Annotated in this window: 15 protein-coding genes; 11 read left to right on the top strand and 4 right to left on the bottom strand. The window is 41.2% G+C overall.

Translation table 11 applies throughout. The annotated features are described in order from the left end of the window. Nucleotides 1–149 precede the first annotated feature (149 nt). Together NZ848_RS15860 and NZ848_RS15855 are read left to right on the top strand one after the other, a co-directional pair. Entirely contained in the window at nucleotides 150–2,648 is a 2,499-nt protein-coding gene (locus NZ848_RS15860) for a M14 metallopeptidase family protein (RefSeq protein ID WP_259016336.1), read from the top strand. 25 nt (nucleotides 2,649–2,673) lie between these two features. After that, nucleotides 2,674–3,603, top strand: a complete 930-nt coding sequence (locus NZ848_RS15855; RefSeq protein WP_259016335.1) for a sugar phosphate isomerase/epimerase family protein — start codon at nucleotides 2,674–2,676, stop codon at nucleotides 3,601–3,603. A gap of 175 nt (nucleotides 3,604–3,778) precedes the next feature. Here the strand turns inward: NZ848_RS15855 and NZ848_RS15850 are convergent, their stop codons facing one another. Next, nucleotides 3,779–4,816, bottom strand: coding sequence for an SMP-30/gluconolactonase/LRE family protein (locus tag NZ848_RS15850; RefSeq protein WP_259016334.1), 1,038 nt, complete (start codon nucleotides 4,814–4,816; stop codon nucleotides 3,779–3,781). 201 nt (nucleotides 4,817–5,017) lie between these two features. Here NZ848_RS15850 and NZ848_RS15845 point away from each other — a divergent pair, with 201 nt between their 5' ends. Further along, entirely contained in the window at nucleotides 5,018–5,869 is an 852-nt protein-coding gene (locus NZ848_RS15845; RefSeq protein WP_259016333.1) for a glycoside hydrolase family 16 protein, read from the top strand. A gap of 494 nt (nucleotides 5,870–6,363) precedes the next feature. Here the strand turns inward: NZ848_RS15845 and NZ848_RS15840 are convergent, their stop codons facing one another. The 3 genes from NZ848_RS15840 to NZ848_RS15830 form a co-directional block, all read right to left on the bottom strand. Next, nucleotides 6,364–7,038 carry a response regulator gene (locus tag NZ848_RS15840; protein WP_253534297.1) on the bottom strand — a complete coding sequence of 225 codons (675 nt, stop codon included), beginning with the start codon at nucleotides 7,036–7,038 and terminating at the stop codon, nucleotides 6,364–6,366. Continuing rightward, nucleotides 7,019–8,899, bottom strand: a complete 1,881-nt coding sequence (locus NZ848_RS15835) for a sensor histidine kinase (RefSeq protein WP_259016332.1) — start codon at nucleotides 8,897–8,899, stop codon at nucleotides 7,019–7,021. The genes NZ848_RS15840 and NZ848_RS15835 overlap by 20 nt, the downstream gene beginning before the upstream one ends. A gap of 75 nt (nucleotides 8,900–8,974) precedes the next feature. Beyond that, nucleotides 8,975–10,210 carry a nucleoside recognition domain-containing protein gene (locus NZ848_RS15830; RefSeq protein WP_259016331.1) on the bottom strand — a complete coding sequence of 412 codons (1,236 nt, stop codon included), beginning with the start codon at nucleotides 10,208–10,210 and terminating at the stop codon, nucleotides 8,975–8,977. A 117-nt stretch (nucleotides 10,211–10,327) separates the two neighbouring features. On the opposite strand from NZ848_RS15830, the gene NZ848_RS15825 reads away from it, so the two are divergent. The 8 genes from NZ848_RS15825 to glmS all read left to right on the top strand — a co-directional run bounded on the left by NZ848_RS15825 (nucleotide 10,328) and on the right by glmS (nucleotide 18,749). Continuing rightward, a complete protein-coding gene (locus NZ848_RS15825; protein ID WP_259016330.1) occupies nucleotides 10,328–11,098 on the top strand; it encodes a M15 family metallopeptidase in 771 nt (256 codons plus the stop codon). Nucleotides 11,099–11,131: 33 nt separating this feature from the next. Further along, the gene (locus tag NZ848_RS15820) at nucleotides 11,132–11,716 is read left to right on the top strand and encodes a Crp/Fnr family transcriptional regulator (protein WP_259016329.1); all 585 of its coding nucleotides are present in this window, start codon (nucleotides 11,132–11,134) and stop codon (nucleotides 11,714–11,716) included. A gap of 150 nt (nucleotides 11,717–11,866) precedes the next feature. Next, nucleotides 11,867–12,805 carry a ring-cleaving dioxygenase gene (locus NZ848_RS15815; RefSeq protein WP_259016327.1) on the top strand — a complete coding sequence of 313 codons (939 nt, stop codon included), beginning with the start codon at nucleotides 11,867–11,869 and terminating at the stop codon, nucleotides 12,803–12,805. Between the two features lie 20 nt (nucleotides 12,806–12,825). Further along, entirely contained in the window at nucleotides 12,826–13,455 is a 630-nt protein-coding gene (locus NZ848_RS15810) for an alpha/beta hydrolase (protein ID WP_259016326.1), read from the top strand. A gap of 90 nt (nucleotides 13,456–13,545) precedes the next feature. Further along, nucleotides 13,546–14,355 (top strand): glutaminyl-peptide cyclotransferase, encoded by an 810-nt coding sequence (locus NZ848_RS15805; RefSeq protein WP_253534275.1) that lies wholly within the window; start codon nucleotides 13,546–13,548, stop codon nucleotides 14,353–14,355. A 204-nt stretch (nucleotides 14,356–14,559) separates the two neighbouring features. Beyond that, nucleotides 14,560–15,369, top strand: a complete 810-nt coding sequence (locus tag NZ848_RS15800; protein ID WP_253534274.1) for a glycogen/starch synthase — start codon at nucleotides 14,560–14,562, stop codon at nucleotides 15,367–15,369. Next, entirely contained in the window at nucleotides 15,278–16,750 is a 1,473-nt protein-coding gene (locus NZ848_RS15795) for a DUF4270 domain-containing protein (RefSeq protein ID WP_259016325.1), read from the top strand. Before NZ848_RS15800 ends, NZ848_RS15795 begins: the two co-directional genes overlap by 92 nt. 160 nt (nucleotides 16,751–16,910) lie before the next feature. Continuing rightward, complete coding sequence (glmS, locus tag NZ848_RS15790) at nucleotides 16,911–18,749, top strand: glutamine--fructose-6-phosphate transaminase (isomerizing) (protein ID WP_259016324.1); 1,839 nt, start codon at nucleotides 16,911–16,913, stop codon at nucleotides 18,747–18,749. Nucleotides 18,750–18,838 lie beyond the last annotated feature (89 nt).

Below are 18,838 nucleotides of genomic sequence, written 5' to 3'. Positions count from 1 at the left end.
ATTGTGGTGCAAAAGTACGGCAATTTTTTTACAATGCAATAGTTGGGCAAAAAAAAAGTAAAATATTTTCAATTTTTTTTTTCAGCCCCATTTTCAAAGCTAAAAACATTATATTTGGTGCATGTAAAAAACTACTCTGAACGTAAGACATGAAAAAAAGCTTTTTGTTTCTATTCCTCTTCATTAACACATTGTGGGTACAGGCCCAGAACACTAAAACACCCGACGAATTTCTTGGTTACAAACTCGGAACCAAATTCAGTTTCCACCACCGCATTGTAGATTATGCCAGACACGTAGCTGCACAGAATCCGACACAAGTGAAAATTTTCGATTACGGCACCACCTTTGAAGGCCGCCCGCTTATACTGGTAGCCATTGCCACTCCGGAGAATTTGTCAAAGCTGGAAGACATCCGCACATCCAATCTTAAAAGTATTGGCCTTCTGGAAGGCAAACCAACCACCAAAGTGCCAGCTATTGCGTGGCTGAGCTACAACGTTCATGGCAATGAAGCCGTAAGCTCTGAGGCCGTAATGCAAGTATTATACGAAATGCTTAATAAAAGCAACAGCGTTACCCAGAACATATTAAAAAATACAGTTGTACTGATTGACCCTTGTATAAACCCCGACGGCAGAGACCGCTATGCACAATGGTATAACCGGGTAACCAGCAAAGTATTTAATGCTACCCCGTTTGCAGCTGAACATAATGAACCCTGGCCCGGAGGGCGTTTTAACCATTACCTGTTTGACCCAAACCGTGACTGGGCCTGGCAAACACAGGAGATATCGACTCAGCGCCTGAAAATTTATAACCAGTGGATGCCGCATCTGCATGCCGACTTCCATGAAATGGGTGTCAGCAGCCCTTATTACTTTCCGCCATCAGCCAAACCTTATCACGAAGATCTGACAGCCTGGCAAAGAGAGTTTCAGCAAACCATAGGCGAATACAACAAAAAATATTTCGACAAAAACTACTGGCTCTATTTTTCAAAAGAAAATTATGACCTGCTTTACCCAAGCTACGGCGACACCTACCCTTCTTATAACGGCGCCATAGGTATGACCTACGAGCAAGGCGGTGGTGGCAGAGCCGGCATTGCGATAGCTAAAGAAGACGGCGACACCCTAACACTATCTTACCGTATTGCTCATCATTTTTCTGCCAGCCTGGCGACTCTCGAAGCCATTTCATCAAGGTCTGATAAAACAGTAGATGAATTTGTAAAATTCTTTGAACGCAACAAAAATAACCCTGTTGGCACTTATAAGTCGTTTGTAATGAAAAGCAAAGGCAGCGAGGCAAAAGTAAAAGCCTTAACAGGCCTGCTTGATAAACTGAATATTACATACGGGTATGCAGGCAAAGAAACGTCTGCCACTGGTGTTAACTATCAGAACCTGAAAGAAGAGAGTTTTAAAGTAGAAGCGAACGATTTAATTGTGAGTACCTACCAGCCCAAAGGCACTTTTGTAAAGATTCTTTTTGAGCCTAAAACCATGCTGGAAGACTCACTAACTTACGACATCACTGCCTGGGGTATGCCTTATGCCTATGGTTTAAAGGCATTTGCCTCAAAAGAAAAACTATCTGCGGGTAATTCTCAGCCTAATTACAGCATACCCGAATTAGCAGTTGGCGGAAAACCCTATGCCTATGTGGCAACGTATAATTCTTTTGAAGACGTGAAGTTTCTGACGCAGATATTATCAAAAGGCATTAAGGTTCGCTTTAATGAAAATGCTTTTGAAACCGGCGGGCGAAAATTTGATATTGGGTCTATTATCATAACCAGAACCAATAACCTGCGCATGGGCGATGAGTTCGACAAAGCCGTGCAGTCGGCAGCTAAAGCATTTGGCATTAACTTATTGGCTACCAACTCCGGAATGGTTACAACGGGCAACGACTTTGGCTCAGGCTCTGTTAATATACTTAAAAACCCAAGAGTAGCGGTTATATCAGGTGATGGCATTTCTCCTACGGCTTTTGGCGAGGTGTGGCATTTCTTTGAACAACAAATCAATTATCCTATAACTGTAATTGAGGGTTCTACCTTCTCAAGAGTGCCATTAGACCAACTGGATGTTTTAATACTTGCAGATGGAAATTACGACAGAATTTTCGGTAATGGTGATGCTCTTAAAAAGTGGATTCAGGGCGGTGGAAAAGTAATCGCATTGGAGTCGGCCACCAGTTATTTTGCTGATAAAGACGGGTTTGGTCTGAAACGCAAAAAAGATGGCGAAGCCAAAGATAAACCCGAACTGAAAACCTATGGCACCAGAGAACGTGAGAGTATATCTGAACAGGTGGTTGGCGCCATTTATAAAGTTGAGATCGATAAAACCCACCCTTTGGGCTATGGCACTGATGGCAGTTATTATCTGCTGGCCCGTGACCCCTACAATTTTGAGTATCTGAAAGAAGGATGGAACGTAGGTTATCTGAAAGACAACAACTATATAACCGGATTTGTAGGCCAGAAAGCCAAAGATAAAATGAAGAATACCCTTGTTCATGGGGTGCAGGAATTAGGAAGAGGAAAAATTGTGTACATGGCAGACGACCCGATTTTCAGGGGTTTCTGGTATGGAGGAAAACTATTGTTTGCCAACGCTGTATTCGTAGTCTATTAACATAACCTGATTTTTGTTTAATCTCATGAATTCAACCCGACGAAACTTTTTAAAAACAGCAGCGCTTGGCAGTGCGGCGGCTTGTGCCCCTGCTCTGGTTCAGGCACAACCGGTAGTTAAACCAGCCGGGAAAATCAAGCTGAGTGTATCCAGCTATTCTTACTGGCACTTTAAAGGCGAGAAATTTCCGATTGAAAAAGTGATTGATGAAGCCGCAAAGCTGGGTCTTGAAGGCATTGATGTGTTGCATCGCCAGATGGCCGGTGAAGACAATGCGTATCTGCAAAAGCTAAAAAAACATGCGTTTGTGAATGGCATTGCCATGACCTGCCTGTCTATTCATCAGGGCTTTGTATCGCCCGACAAGGAGGTTTTAAAACAACATATAGACCATACCAATCATTGTATTGAACTGGCCTATAAAATGGGGATTCCGTGTATGCGCTTAAATACCGGTCGTTGGGGAACCATCAAATCATTTGATGAATTTATGGCCAAAAGAGGCATTGAACCTGCCATTGCCGGATACACCGAAGATGAGGCCTTTAAATGGTGCATTGACAGCATACAGCAATGCCTGAAAAAAGCCGAAGAATGTGGCGTGTTGCTTGCCCTCGAAAACCACTGGGGGCTTGGCTCAACGCCGGAAGGTATGTTGAGAATTAAAAATGCAATAGATTCTCCTTGGCTGAGCTTGTTGATGGACACTGGTAATTTTTTGGAAAATCCTTACGATAAGCTCGAAAAAATTGCCCCGCAAACCAGCTTTGTGCAGGCTAAAACCTATTATGGTGGTGGTGTATGGTATAGCCTTGACCTTGACTATAAAAGAATAGCAGATATACTGAAAAAAGTAAATTATCAGGGTTATGTATCTATAGAATTTGAAGGCAATGAAAACCCGGAAACAGGCGTCAAAAAAAGCGTTGATCTGATGAGAAGTGTTTTTGCCTGACAAATTGTTTGGCATTCGTCCAAAGAGCGTTCGTAAACCGGTTTTACGGACGCTCTTTTTTTAACAGCTTTGGTTTACACCTGCAATGGTATCAATGGCCATGTCATTGTTCTCTGAACCAAAAGCAAATGACCCGGCCAGGCCTATAGACAGAATGAAACAGGCTGAACAATTATTATTGCTTCAGTGTGCATATAAGTACTTTATTGCCAAAAACACTCCCAATAAGCAGTTTATTATGCCAAACTGCACCCACACTTGAGCCTGAAAGTTGTGTTCCGTCATTTAAATAAATACTCTGTATGGCCGGAGTGCCAGTTTTTAAAGAAACGCTGATAACTTCAGACGGTGATAATTTAGAGTGGTCTTTGGCATGAGCCAGAAAAGCCAGTAATTTGGGGTGACAGCCCACCCACAAGTCGCCCGATTCATCTATCTCAATATTGTCGGCTCCGTTAATGGCAATCTCACTGCTTTCTTTTATATTTCCTGTAAGGATATCCCGGTCAAATACTACTATTTTTCGGCCCGAAGTAGCCGCAACATATAACTTTTGCCCGTCGTTACTTACGTTTATGCCATTGGCATACAAAAAGCCATCAGCCATAATCTTTACCTTGCTGCCATCAAAGTAGCCCACATTGCCCATGGGTATCTGAAGTAAATCTTTTTTTGACCGCCATTCTGAAATTTCCTCATCGTGGTCGTTAGTAAAATAAAATTGCCTATCACCTACCGCCACCACATCATTCGGGCTGGCAAATAAATTACTGTTGATAGTCTCCAGATGTGTCAGCGTGCTGTCTTGAAAACTGAATATTTCAATACTTGTACGGTTTTTCTTATGATTAACCACAAAGAGTCGTTTTCCACCCTCCGGCGATTGAAACAAACTAATGCCATGCGGATGGAAATCTGTTAATGCTAATGGCGCTGTAAGGTTAACAGGTTTGGGAGCTTCCTGAGTAAAATCAATCAAAAAAATGTTTCCATTAGGCGCATTTGCAATAAACCCGCCTGACGAAACAAAAGCCAGCCCGGTAGTTTTATCTATGGTTATATCTTCTGCGCCATTAAAACCTGGTACTTCTTTAACTGTTCCATTAAAATGTGGCTCAATTTTTGTAAAAGTTCCTGCGTTCCATAAGGTTTTCAGTACAAATGCTGTGATTATGAGCACAATGGCAAAAATTATTATTATGAAGCGTTTCATAGAAATTGTAATTATCTTTAGGGTTGAAAACGTACAAATGAACAAAAAGAAATTGAAAAACGGGCTTCATTAACCAAATTTGATTTCATGCTCAAAAAATGGCGTTATAACCCATAATTATTCCGTTTGGTGTAAATAATAAAACCCCTAAATGGGTGGCCTGATTTTTAATGTTTAAAATTGCTCTTAAATCTATTACTCATGAAAAAAACTCTTGTTTTCAGTTTAGGTTTGTCTGTTCTTTTGCTTTATGTTGCCTGCCAAAAAACCGGCCGAAATGAGGTAAATGCCGAAGGAACATTAAAATACGAAATAGATAAGTCGGCACCAGTGTGGGCAGATGAATTTAACTATTCAGGGTTGCCGGATACCGGCAAATGGAGTTACGACATGGGCGGTAATGGCTGGGGAAATGACGAAAAGCAATTTTATACCAAAGACGCAAAAAATGCGCGTGTTGAAAACGGGGTGCTAATTATTGAGGCCAGAAAAGAAAAATTTGAAAACAATAACTATACATCTGCGAGGCTGGTAACTAAAAACAAAGCTGATTTTTTGTATGGGCGATTTGAAATAAAAGCCAAATTACCCAAAGGAAGAGGCACCTGGCCTGCAGCCTGGATGCTGGCCACTGAGAAATCGTACGGCGCCAATTACTGGCCCGATAATGGTGAGATTGATATCATTGAACACGTTGGATACGACCAGAACCGGATACACGGGAATATCCATACCAAGGCTTTTAACCATACTATAAAAACCAATAAAGGTAATAATGTTGTGGTACCCGGGGTTTCAGACGATTTTCATGTTTATGCCTGCGAATGGACACCCGATAAAATAAGTATAGAGATAGACGGCAACAAGTATTTTACCTTTACCAGAGAAGCTAATTACGGCTGGGCGGAATGGCCGTTCGACAAGAAGTTTCATTTACTGTTGAACATAGCCGTAGGAGGCAGTTGGGGAGGCCAGCAAGGCATTGATGACAGTACTTTTCCGCAACGCATGGAGGTAGACTACGTACGAGTCTACCAGGCGTTAAAAAAATAAATGAGTTATAAGTGGATAGCGGGAAAGAGGCTGTAAGGCTATCAGCTGTGCTAAAATAAGAAAAGCAAGAATCAGATGACTCTTGCTTTTGCTCTCGTCAAACTGCTGTTGATTATTAAAATCATCGAGCCGTTGGCTCCTGCGAACGGGCCGGTGATTTTATGATAAAGCTCTGTTTATGCCTTGCAGGCGTTAATGGCTACTATCGTTATAAAAAACATTACAACAACAATTTCGTCAAAATACTCGTAAAAAAACTTCTTCATATACTACTTAAAATTAAAATTTATTATACGATGATTCCAGTTTCAGGTGAAAGGTTGGAACCTATGTATCAAATTTTTATTAAGCAGATTTACTAAATATGCAGAAGGTCGTCTTCATGGCTATAACACCTTCGTGTTCATAGTGCAAATATCGGAAAGACTATTTTGCAGGCCAATACCCATTTCAGGGTATTTTTTAACTCGCGCATCCGTACCAGTACGTATTGATTAAATTAATTTGCGTTCTACGGCATACTTTATGAGCCCCACTATGGTTTTGGTATTGGTTTTACGGTAAATATTCTTGCGGTGGGTTTCTACAGTTCTTTCAGAAATATACAATTGTTTGGCAATATCTGCATTAGAAAACTCTCTGGATATTAACTTCAGAATCTCAATTTCTCTATCTGACAAACGATAAATTTCTTCTTCGGGGTCATTTCTGTTGGCCAGGCTTCTGAGAATTTCATTAGACACCTCGCGGCTGAAATAAACATTACCCTTCGATACCTCATTGATTGCATCAATCAGTTCGTTCCTGCCGATTGTTTTAAGAATAAAGCCCGATATGCCCGCGTCCATCAGGTCATGAACAATAGAAACATCATAAGAAACCGACAATGCAAGGACTTTTAAATCAGGAAATGCTTTCTTAACCTTTTGAGTAAGCTCAATGCCTGTCATTTTAGGCATGTAAAGGTCTGTGAGGAGGATATCAACAGGGTGATCAGAGAGATAAGTCAAGGCAAGTTTTCCATCGAGCAGTTTACCCACAACTTCAAAGTTATCTACACCCTGGAGCATAGCTTCTATGCCATCAATCAGAATCTGATGATCGTCAACTATTAAAATTTTGAGTTTGGCGGCTATCATTACAAACGAATCAAATGAGGGGAATTTCAACAATTACGCTGGTTCCTCTTCCGATTGCTGAATCAAAATTAACACTTCCATTCAAATATTCTACTCTTGTGGTCACATTTTTAATTCCAATACCTTCTTTCCCTACTCTCTGGTTATCAAAACCCTTGCCGTTATCTTCTATAATCAATACCAGTTCTTTTTCGTGTATTACCAGTTCTATGCTTACTTTTGTGGCCTCTGCATGACGAAAAATATTACTCAAAGCCTCTTGTACAACACGGTAGAGGGTGGTTTCAATTTTTTCGTTGAGTCTTTCTTTTAATTCTATTATCTGCAATTCAATTTGTAGTTCTCCGAGCGAATTTATTTTATTAACAAACTGCTTGAGGGCGGTAGACAAGCCAAGTTTTGTCAGAGCACCGGGCATCATGTTATGAGAAATCTCCCGTATCTCCTTGATGCTCTCTTCCAGCAAATCAAGCGAGCTTTGAATGTGTTCATTTTCTTCCTTTTTCTTTGCCATAAAGTTACCAAGAGCCATTCTGGCTGCGGCCAGCATCTGCCCTATGCCATCGTGCAGGTCGCGCGCAATTCTTACCCGCTCTCTCTCTTCTGCCTGCAATATGGCTTCAGTTCTCTGCTGCTGGGCTATGGTTTTTTCAAGAAAAAGCTGCTCGGCGGTATCTTGCATGGCCTTTAGCCGGTAGGCCAGCAAAACCATCAGAAATACAATTTCAATAATATAAGCATAAGCAAAATAATCTATTTCAACCAGTCGGCTTCCTCTTACTATTTCATAATTACTTAAAGCAGAATAAAATATTATAAACGCAACGGGTAAATTAGCAATAAGAAAATAAATGGCCTCTTTTCTGTAATGGCCTATCCTGATACAATAAAATGAGCTGAGCATAACATAGGTGGTGGGTATCCAGAACACCAGCCCAAGTACCTTATTTACAACTTTAATGTAACGCTTAAACCACTCGCCATGTACCAGCAGGCTGTCGGCATATAAAAACATAATCATGCCTGTAAGTATGGTTATCAGACCAATATGCAGGTAGTTGATATATTTGTTTTTGAGGAGGTCCCAGCGAAGGTACTTTCTGATAAAAAAAAGCCCGGCTATAAGCAATAAAAGCGAGGCGACGTATCGGAGGCGGTTGCCCTGCACACCAAAGGAGCCATCTACATAATACCTTATGAAATACCCCTGCGAGGTAGCAACAAAAGCAAGCGCCATAAGTACATACAAGGCATAAAAAAAATAGAGCATGTCTTTAAAAGCAAAAAGAAGCAGAAAAGACATAAAAACCACAAACAGCAAAATGCCAATTACAAAGCCCCAAGTGTGGTAGTCTGTTGAATAATAGTAGTAGTCGAAAATGTTCCGCTCCCAGATATTGACCGGCGCCCAGATAGACCCTACCTCTGTCTGAAGTTTAAGATAACATACAACCTCCTGGTTTGCCTTTAAAACAACAGGAAAGAAAAAATTACGGTGTTTAATTACCCGTGCAAGCTGCGGAGTTTGCCAGGAAAGAAAGTGGTCTGACAATATAACGCCATTTTCGGTGGTGTAAAATCTGGCTTCGTCATAAAGAGGCGTAGGCAGGTCTATTATGAAGCTCTGGTCAATACCTGTAGAGTTTTTTAGCCTGAACTTAAACCAGAAGGGGTTACCTCTTGCCCAGAAAGTAGGCGCATTGCCTTTGGTTTGTTTAAAATGATAGGCTTCGGGTCTGGTTAGTAATTCTTTAAGTGTGAGCTGCCGGCTTTTATCCTGATAATAACTCAAACCGGGGGGCATATTTTTCATTTGCCAGTTACCGTCGTAGTTCAACAGAATAACCCCTGTTGAGTCTTTGCCATTAACACCCAGAGAGGCAAGGCTCAAAAATAGCAGAAATAAAATCCTGCCGAATATTCTTAAGCTTCCGGGTTTTATGTAAATGGCTGGCCGTATCATGTACTAATAAAAAAATATATAAGACACAACAATGGCAGTAACTACACCTGCAAAGTCGGCCAGCAAACCGGCTAACAATGTATAACGGGTATGCTTAATGCCTACCGAGCCAAAGTAAAGCGCTAAAATATAGAGGATGGTGTCTGAACAAGCCTGAAAAACACAAGACAAACGCCCGACGAAAGAGTCAGCCCCGTGGGTTTTCATGGCGTCTATCATCATGGCTCTTGAGCCACTGCCGCTTAATGGGTGCATCAGAGCAGTTGGAAGCGCCTCGGTAAAATCTGTATTAATGCCGGTAAGACCTATCACCCATTTCATACCATCTACTATATAAGTTAAGGCTCCGCAATTCCGAAAAACACTAATGGCCACTAACATACCAACCAGATACGGAATTACTTTTACTGAGGTTTCGAATCCGTTTTTTGCGCCATCAATAAAAGCCGAGAAAACATCAACTTTTTTGTAAACAGCCCCTCCTATAAACCCCACAATAAAAACCATCAGCAACATATTACTTACAACTTTCGATGTGGTCTCTATTTCTTCTTTAGAAAGGCGCGCAAAATACCAGATTACAAAACCAATAAACGCCGTTACCCCGGCCAGCCAGCTAAACAATGTTTTATCAAAAAAATTGATGCGCTGCTTAATTCCAACAAAAAGCATTCCGGTCAGCGTAGCCACATATACCGATATCAATGCCGGAATAAAAATATCTGAAGGGTCGGCTGCATTATAAATAGCTCTTTGAGCCATAATACTTAAAGGTATCAACACTGGCCCGGCGCTATGCAGTACCATAAACATAATCTGGGCATTACTTGCCGATTCTTTATTAGGGTTTAACTCCTGAAGACTCTGCATGGCTTTAAGCCCGAACGGCGTAGCGGCGTTATCTAACCCCAACATATTGGCCGAAAAATTCATAATCATCTGCCCATTTGCCGGATGGTCTTTTGGCACTTCCGGAAACAGCTTGCTGAAAAACGGGCCTATGATTCTGGCCATGCGTCTGATAACCCCTGCCTCCTCGCCCACTTTCAATATCCCTAAAAAGAATGTCATAACTCCGGCCAAAGGCAGGGCAATATCCATCACGGCCAGCTTGGCGGAATCGAACATGCCATCAACAACCAGCTTGAATATCTCGGTATCCCCGGTAAATATGACTTTAATAAGTGCAACAACAAATGCGATAAGAAAAAATGCTACCCAAATGTAGTTTAATGCCATAAAATTGAGATTTTAGGGTTAGATTTGCCGGCAAGATATAAATAAACTAAGATTTATAATTGCTTGCCTTTCATTTTCTACAAAAAACCGGAACTGCCGGAATAATGAACCAATTTTATGGCAAAACTAAAGCTAATTTCAGGAATATCAATAGTAACCCTGTTGATGGGAGCTTGTACTTCTCAGACACAGACCGAAAAAAAAGACACATTAAAGACTGATACCATACAAATAAAGAAAGATACTGTTTCTGTTGTAGAAACGGTGAAGATTCCTGAATTAGAGCAACGGATGATTACCCAGGGATTGGTGAATGTACAAACCCTGGACACTACAATAATGGTTGAACTGAAGTACACAACAACTGATAATTTTGTGCGCTCGGATGTTTACGGAGACCTGACCCGCGCCTACATGCAGAAAAAACCGGCAGAGATGCTGGCCAAAGCCAGTAAATATCTGCAAAGCCGGCATCCTGAATACAGACTACTTGTCTATGACAGCGCAAGGCCGTTATCAGTACAACATAAATTGTGGGCAATGCTAGACACCATACCCCCTGCCAAAAGAGCCGATTTCGTGGCGAATCCGGCAGAAGGCTCCATTCATAACTTTGGCTCGGCAGTTGATTTAACTGTGTTTGATACCAGGTCTGGTAAACCCTTAGACATGGGCACCAAATATGATTATTTTGGCGATTTAGCCTACCCTATTTACGAAGACGAGATGCTGGTAGAAGGCAAACTGACTCAAAAGCAGATTGATAACCGTCTGGTTTTACGCAATGCCATGCAAAAGGCCGGGTATATGCGCATAGACAGCGAGTGGTGGCATTTCAATGCCATTTCGAGAGCCAAAGCCAAAGAATTATATAAAATAATAGAATGACGTTGGAATTAACCTACCGAAGAGTATCAGATTATGTTTGAAGAGATAAACGCTTACATTGCACGGTACGCTGATTTCACCGATCAGGAAGTTGCCATCTTTAATGCATCATTGCAGGCAAAAAGTATAGCCAAAAAGGCCTTTTTGCTACAAGAAGGTGAAGTGTGCAAATTTGAAGCATTTATAAAGAAGGGATGTGTAAGAACCTATTATCTTGACCCCAGCGGCGCTGAGGTAACCCTTCAGTTTGCCATAGAAAACTGGTGGGTGAGCGACATAGCCAGTTTTCATGAGCAGAAACCCAGCCGAATGTTTATAGAAACCCTGGAAGACTGCGAATTTTTTGTTTTAACCCCTGAAACCAAAGAGAAATTACTGGCCGAAGTGCCTAAGTTTGAACGTATGTTCAGGCTGATGGTTCAGAGAAACCTCACACGCATGCAGGAGCGGTTGTTTCAGACCATTGCTACTACCGCTGTTGAAAAATACCTTGATTTCCTGGAAAGGTACCCAACTATACCCCAAAGAGTTGCCCAACATTACATCGCCTCGTATCTGGGCTTTTCGCCTGAGTTTCTTAGTAAAGTAAGAACCAAACTGGCAAAGACCAAAGCCTGACAACCTTCTGCTTTTTTTATGCCTGTATTGTTTCTTGTCCTAGTTCAATGTTTTTGAAATTTCAAGACTGCAACTTTGTATCATCAAATCAACAACAGAGATGTTTAGATTTGAGAAACAACATTCTTGATTTCTAAAATAAAAAAGACAATGGAAAATAAAATCTTAGGCATACACCATATAACAGCGATAGCTGGAGATGCCAAACGCAATTTTGATTTTTACACTAAAGTACTAGGCCTGCGTTTCATTAAAAGAACCGTAAACTTTGACGACCCCGGCACTTACCATTTTTACTTTGCAGATGGAGAGGGTACTCCGGGCACGGTGCTAACTTTCTTCCCCTGGGGAAACGCCGTAAGGCAGGGGAAAAGAGGTGCCGGTATGGCAACCGAAATTGGCTATGCCGTACCAGAAGGCAGCCTTGATTTCTGGGTAGAGCGTTTTAAAAAATACAATGTAATTTATAACAAACCGTCTGAAAGATTCGGGGAAAAATACCTTACTTTTCTTGACCCTGACGGATTGAAACTTGAACTGATTGTACCCAAAAATGCCGACCCCAGAAAACCCTATGAAACAGAAGAAGTAAAGGCAGACGTGGCAACAAGGGGCTTTTATAATACAACCATTACACTTAATGATATTAAGCCTACAGCAACCGTATTAACCGAGGTGTTTGGCTATAAGTTAATTGCCCAGGAAGCCAACCGGTATCGTTACGCTACCGATGCCATTGATACGGCCAATATCATTGATCTGGTTGAATTACCCAACGAAGCCAGAGGTTTAGGCGCCGGTGGTACTATACACCACATTGCGTTCAGAGTTAAAGATGATGCAACGCAGATGGCTTATCATAAAAAAATTCAGGAGCTGGGGTTCCATATTACGCCACAGATAGACCGTAACTATTTCCACTCTTTGTATTTCAGAGAACCGGGTGGCGTTTTATTTGAGATAGCAACTGATAATCCAGGGTTCACGGTAGACGAACCTTTGGAAGAATTGGGTACTAATCTTAAACTGCCTGCACAATACGAGCCTCGCAGAAAAGAGATTGAAGCCCATCTGGTAAAATTAGATTAACCACATAATTGTTTAAAACAATGGATTTTCAGGCTTTAAAGTACATATATGTGCCAGTAGAACAACCAGGAGCAACCACTTTGTTGCTCCTGCACGGCACTGGCGGCAACGAGCATGACCTGCTACCCATTGCCAAAGAAATAGGCAGTGGTTTTAATATACTCAGTTTAAGAGGCAATGTGTCTGAAAACGGTATGCCAAGATTCTTCAAAAGACTGGGTATGGGCATATTTGACGAAAAAGATTTAACATTCCGTACGCATGAAATGGTGAGTTTTTTAAAAGAACTGGCAGAAAAAGAAGGTTTTGATGTAAATAAGATGGTAGCACTGGGCTATTCTAACGGCGCTAATATAGCCGGAAGCACTTTGGTGCTATATCCTGACTTTCTGGCCGGTGCTATTCTTTACCGCCCCATGCAGCCATTTAAGAGTATTGGTTCAGACCTTAAAAACACCCTGAACACCCCGGTTTTTTTAAGTAATGGTACCAATGACCCCACGGTTAATCAGGCTGATACTTTAAAGTACGTGGAAATTCTTAAAAATGCAGCATTTGAGGTAAGCAATCATAACCTGCCAACGGGGCATCAGCTTACCAGAAATGATATTCTGCTTTCGGCAGAATGGTACAAAAAGCACTTTAGTTAAAAGAAGTTAAAAGCAAAGGATAATAGCCGGGCATAGTATCGGGTTGAAATACTTTTTTTAGATTTGCGGAAAAGTTTCCGTCAATAAATCATGAAAAAGACATTAACCGGTATTTGTGTTCTTGCTGTTATCCTTTTTTCGTGCAATGATTCCAGTAAATCAAGCTCTGAAGAAACATCAGCCATACCTAACATACCATTTCAATTAGTAAATTCGTTTCCGCACGACACCACAGCTTTCACAGAAGGGCTGCTGGTGCATGATAATCTGCTTTACGAGAGTACGGGTTCACCTGATGAGCTGCCAGAAACTTCTTCTGTTATTGGTATTGTTGATTTAACTACGGGCCGACTGGATAAAAAAGTAAGCCTGGATAAGTCTAAATACTTTGGTGAGGGCATGGCTATTCTGAACAACAAGGTGTATCAGCTTACCTACAAGTCAAAAACCGGCTTTGTTTACGACTTAAAGACATTTAAAAAAATAAAGGAATTCAGTTTCAATAATGCTGAGGGCTGGGGGCTAACCACCGACGGTAAGTGGCTCATCATGAGCGATGGCACTTACACCCTTACCTATCTGGACCCTGAAAGCCTTGCAGTTGTTAAAACCTTATCAGTAAAAGAAAACGGATTTGCAAAAGAGCAACTCAACGAACTGGAATATATTAAAGGTTTTATTTATGCCAATATATGGCAGACGAACGAAATTGTAAAGATAGACCCTGCCACCGGAAACGTGGTAGCAAAACTGGATTTAGGTTCGCTGGCATCTGATGCCCGCACACGATACCCAAAATCAATGGAAACAAACGGTATTGCCTATGACTCAACCGTTAACAAAGTTTATGTAACCGGCAAAATGTGGCCAAGGGTGTATCAGATAGATTTCAAGCATTAATAATATTAGTAGCAAAGGCTGCCCGAAGCCGGGCGCCATTGCCTGCAGAAAGGTGGCAATGCAAGGTTGCAAACAGAAGATTTTTAATAGTTTACAGGGCCCGATGATTTGTTTTAAAAAGATTTTATAACAAATTGTTAGTTTTTTTCGTATCTTTGCATACTTTTTTGGAAGACACTCCCAAATAAATTATTTTTTATCGATATGCGTAAACTTCGTATTCTGTACGTTGCCAGTGAAATAAATCCCTTCCTGCAAATTTCAGAAGTAGCAGAATTTCTTCGTAAACTTCCGCAAGCCATGCAAGAAAGAGGCATGGAAATCAGAATCCTGATTCCTCGTTTTGGTTCAATCAATGAACGTAAAAACCGTCTCCACGAAGTGGTAAGGTTATCAGGAATCAATATTACTGTGGGTGAAGACGAAAAACCGCTTATTATTAAAGTGGCTTCTATACCAAGTGCAAAATTGCAAGTATATTTTTTAGATAACGAAGACTATTTCAACAGGAAATACGTTTTCTTAGATAAAGAGGGAAGTTTCTATGATGATAATGACGAAAGAACAATCTTTTTCTGTAAAGGTGTTCTGGAAACTGTGAAGAAATTAGGATGGGCTCCTGACATTGTACATTGCACCGACTGGATGACAGCTCTGATTCCTTTGTATCTGAAAACAACTTACAAAAACGACCCTGTTTTCAAAGACACAAAGTCAGTATTTACAATTTATAATAACGCATTTGAGCACAAGTTTGACGAGGACATCCTTGAGAAAGCCAAAGCCATGGATGTTTCAGATGAGGCTTTAGCCAATCTGCGCTCGGCAGACTTTGAAGGATTCATTAAAATTGGTTGTCAATATGCCGACTCAATAGTGAAAGCTAACGAGGGCATGAACGAAAATTTAAGTAAATTATTGAATGAAATTACAGCTAACAAAATTGAAGCAGGCATTGAAGACGACGACGTTACGGAAACGTACTTTAATCTTTACACAGAACTCGTTCCTTAAAAATAGCGGAAATTTCACACTTAGAATGCGGAATGTAGCCATATTACTACTTTCCGCATTCTTTTTGTCGTGCGAAGACCCTATTAATATTGCAGTAGACGCCCCATCGGGCGGTGGACAGTTTGGTACTACTTTTACTGATACCCTTACGGTAAGCAGAGCCACCGTAATGATTGACTCAATAGTTACATCTGCACAATCAGGTGCGGTGCTGGGCCATTATACTGACCCCGTTTTTGGAGACGTTTCTGCTACTTTATTTACTCAGATAACTCTTCCGATTGATGGAAATACAGGTGGATATGCCGCACTGACTTTCCCGGATGCAGATAAAGACAAAGCCGTATACGACTCTATGTATGTCTATTTTGCGCACAATGGTTTTGCTTACGGAGACTCTACCAAACCAGTTACACTTAATCTTCACCGACTGACAGAAGACTTTGTAAAAGGTAAAAAATACCTTAATAAAGATAAACTGGGTTATAACGCCACCCCTATTGCCAGCAAAAACTTAACTTACAAAGAATTTAAACGTTCGGCGGCTTCAACGGCTAAAGACAGTTTGATTTCCTTCAAACTCCCTGCTTCTATAGGTAACGAAATCTTTTCTATTATCGGGAAAGACCAGTCGTCAGACATTGACAAATTTACTGCTGCCATTAAAGGTTTTGCTCTTACGCTCAACAATAACGCCCAAACAGTTTACGGCATTTCTATGGCACTGGGTAGCAGTGCACCGGTTCTATATTACCATGCGCAAGGCGATACCGTTGGCAAGGCCATGTCGCTGACTTTTCTGGGAGAACGTTTCAGCGAAATTAAAACCAACAGGCAGGGCAAGGTATTGCAAAATATAAAGGAATTTGATTCAGTACCTGCCCAATTAACAGGTAATATTACTTATATGCAGTCTGGCGCTGGTATAACCACCAAAATTTTGTTCCCCACGCTGAACAACCTTCTAAAAGCCGGAAACAACAATGTGGCTATTAATAAAGCTGAACTGATTATTGAACCTGACATGGACAAGGTTGCCGGAAATTTAAGGGTGCCACCGCAGTTTGTACTGGTTGAAATTGGCAAAGATAATCGTCTGAAAAAGACGAATAATGTTGAAGACTTCGTAGCGCTGGATGTTGCCACTGGTACACAATACATTGCAGACTTCAACACTACCAATAACAACTATCAGTTTAACTTTACCTCTTATCTGCAAGACCTGCTCAATAAGAAAAAGACAACCGACGGCATTGCTCTGGTACCTAGTTTTGTAAGTACCACATCGTCTGGTTCAACCATCGGAATCTACAATAATAACGTGTCTCGCGTAGTTATAAAAAATATAAAACTGAATGTTTACTATTCAGGCAAGAAGTAACATCAGGTTATTTCAGACAAAAGAGAGGAGACCAAAATCTCCTCTCTTTTTGTTTTTATATTGTATTTTTTTCATAAATTTGATTAGATATATAGCCAGATATTGGACTTTTTCTATTTAAAACTTCTTTATTTATAGAAAACTAAAACTTCAATAAACCATGTGTGGAATTGTTGCTTATGTAGGGCACCGGGAAGCTGCACCTATTATTATTAAAGGCCTGAAAAGATTAGAATACCGTGGGTATGACAGCGCCGGCATAGCCTTATTAAACGGACACGAACTTAATATATACAAGAAAAAAGGTAAGGTATCAGACCTTGAAAACGAGCTGAAAGGCAAAGACCTGCATGCCGCCATAGGAATAGGCCACACCCGTTGGGCTACACATGGCGAACCCAACGACGTAAACGCTCACCCGCATTATTCAACCAGCAAAAAACTGGCTATTATACATAATGGTATTATAGAAAACTACTCTGCCATTAAGCAAAGCCTTATCAACAAGGGCTATAGTTTTGATAGCGCCACCGATACCGAGGTGCTGATAAAATTTATTGAAGATATTCAGGCCAATATGGGATGCTCACTTGAAGAGGCCGTACGTATCGCACTTCGTGAGGTAGTTGGTGCCTATGCTATTGTAATTATTGATAAAGAAAACCCAACCCAACTGATAGCTGCCCGTAAAGGTAGCCCACTGGTTATTGGTGTTGGTGAAGACGAATTCTTCTTTGCATCTGATGCCACCCCTATTATTGAATACACCAAAGAAGTGGTTTATCTGGAAGACCTTGAAATAGCTATTGTAAAAAATAATGAGCTGATAATTAAAAACCTCGCCAATGAAGATGTATCTCCGTATATAGAAACCGTTGAGCTGGAGCTGGAAGCCATTGAAAAAGGTGGGTATGACCACTTCATGCTTAAAGAGATATTTGAGCAGCCGCGCTCAATAGCTGATTCGATGCGTGGCCGTATCAATCTGGAAAATGCCACGCTTCAATTAGGTGGCTTAAGAGATTATCTGGATAAAATTGCGGGTGCCAACCGCATTGTAATAGTGGCCTGTGGCACCTCCTGGCATGCAGGCCTGGTAGGAGAATACCTTTTTGAAGAGCTGGCGCGCATAAACGTTGAAGTTGAATACGCATCGGAGTTCCGATACCGCAACCCAATCATCAAAGAAGGAGACATTGTAATAGCTATTTCTCAATCAGGAGAAACAGCCGATACCCTGGCCGCCCTTGAACTGGCCAAATCAAAAGGTGCCATTATTCTTGGTGTTTGCAATGTGGTGGGGTCGTCTATAGCCCGTATAACTCACGCGGGGGTTTATACCCATGCCGGCCCTGAAATTGGGGTAGCCAGCACCAAGGCTTTTACGGCGCAGGTTACTGTTCTGAGCCTGATAGCCCTAGCAACAGCCCATAAAAAAGGAACCATCAGCCAGAATTTATACCGCGAGTTGCTTCTGGGGCTTGATGCCATACCATCAAAAGTAGAGAAGATTCTTAAAAATGCCGAGCAGATAAAAGACATATCGAAGCTATTTACCTTTGCCTCTAATTTCATATTCCTGGGCAGAGGTCTGAACTTCCCGGTGGCTTTGGAAGGCGCATTGAAACTGAAAGAGATTTCTTACATTCATGCAGAAGGATACCCCGCCGCCGAAATGAAACATGGCCCTATTGCTTTGATTGATGAAGATATGCCCGTGGTATTTATTGCCACCAAAGATAATTCTTACGAAAAAATAGTATCAAACATTCAGGAAGTAAAGGCCCGTAAAGGACGTGTAATTGCCATCGTAACCGAAGGCGAAACCCAGATACCAAAAATGGTAGACTTTGTAATAGAAGTACCCAGAACCAACGACCTGCTGCTGCCATTAATAACCTCTATTCCGCTGCAGTTAATTTCTTATTACATTGCCGTAATGAGAGGCCGTAATGTTGACCAGCCAAGGAATCTGGCTAAATCGGTAACGGTAGAGTAAAAACATAAAAAAAGCAGTAATCGTCTATCAAAGAGATGATTACTGCTTAACCCCAAAACTCCAAAAAAATACAGCTCAGTTGAGCCAAA

Source organism: Emticicia fluvialis, from assembly GCF_024793945.1.
Taxonomy (GTDB): Bacteria; Bacteroidota; Bacteroidia; order Cytophagales; family Spirosomataceae; genus Emticicia; species Emticicia fluvialis.
This window is presented reverse-complemented; position numbering and strand designations above follow the sequence as displayed.

Coding starts and splice junctions, on each gene's coding strand:
- NZ848_RS15805 (WP_253534275.1), top strand. CDS start 13,546: ATGAAAAAGACATTAACCGGTATTTGTGTTCTTGCTGTTATCCTTTTT.
- NZ848_RS15845 (WP_259016333.1), top strand. CDS start 5,018: ATGAAAAAAACTCTTGTTTTCAGTTTAGGTTTGTCTGTTCTTTTGCTT.
- NZ848_RS15800 (WP_253534274.1), top strand. CDS start 14,560: ATGCGTAAACTTCGTATTCTGTACGTTGCCAGTGAAATAAATCCCTTC.
- NZ848_RS15860 (WP_259016336.1), top strand. CDS start 150: ATGAAAAAAAGCTTTTTGTTTCTATTCCTCTTCATTAACACATTGTGG.
- NZ848_RS15825 (WP_259016330.1), top strand. CDS start 10,328: ATGGCAAAACTAAAGCTAATTTCAGGAATATCAATAGTAACCCTGTTG.
- glmS (WP_259016324.1), top strand. CDS start 16,911: ATGTGTGGAATTGTTGCTTATGTAGGGCACCGGGAAGCTGCACCTATT.
- NZ848_RS15855 (WP_259016335.1), top strand. CDS start 2,674: ATGAATTCAACCCGACGAAACTTTTTAAAAACAGCAGCGCTTGGCAGT.
- NZ848_RS15810 (WP_259016326.1), top strand. CDS start 12,826: ATGGATTTTCAGGCTTTAAAGTACATATATGTGCCAGTAGAACAACCA.
- NZ848_RS15830 (WP_259016331.1), bottom strand. CDS start 10,210: ATGGCATTAAACTACATTTGGGTAGCATTTTTTCTTATCGCATTTGTT.
- NZ848_RS15795 (WP_259016325.1), top strand. CDS start 15,278: ATGAAATTACAGCTAACAAAATTGAAGCAGGCATTGAAGACGACGACG.
- NZ848_RS15820 (WP_259016329.1), top strand. CDS start 11,132: ATGTTTGAAGAGATAAACGCTTACATTGCACGGTACGCTGATTTCACC.
- NZ848_RS15850 (WP_259016334.1), bottom strand. CDS start 4,816: ATGAAACGCTTCATAATAATAATTTTTGCCATTGTGCTCATAATCACA.
- NZ848_RS15815 (WP_259016327.1), top strand. CDS start 11,867: ATGGAAAATAAAATCTTAGGCATACACCATATAACAGCGATAGCTGGA.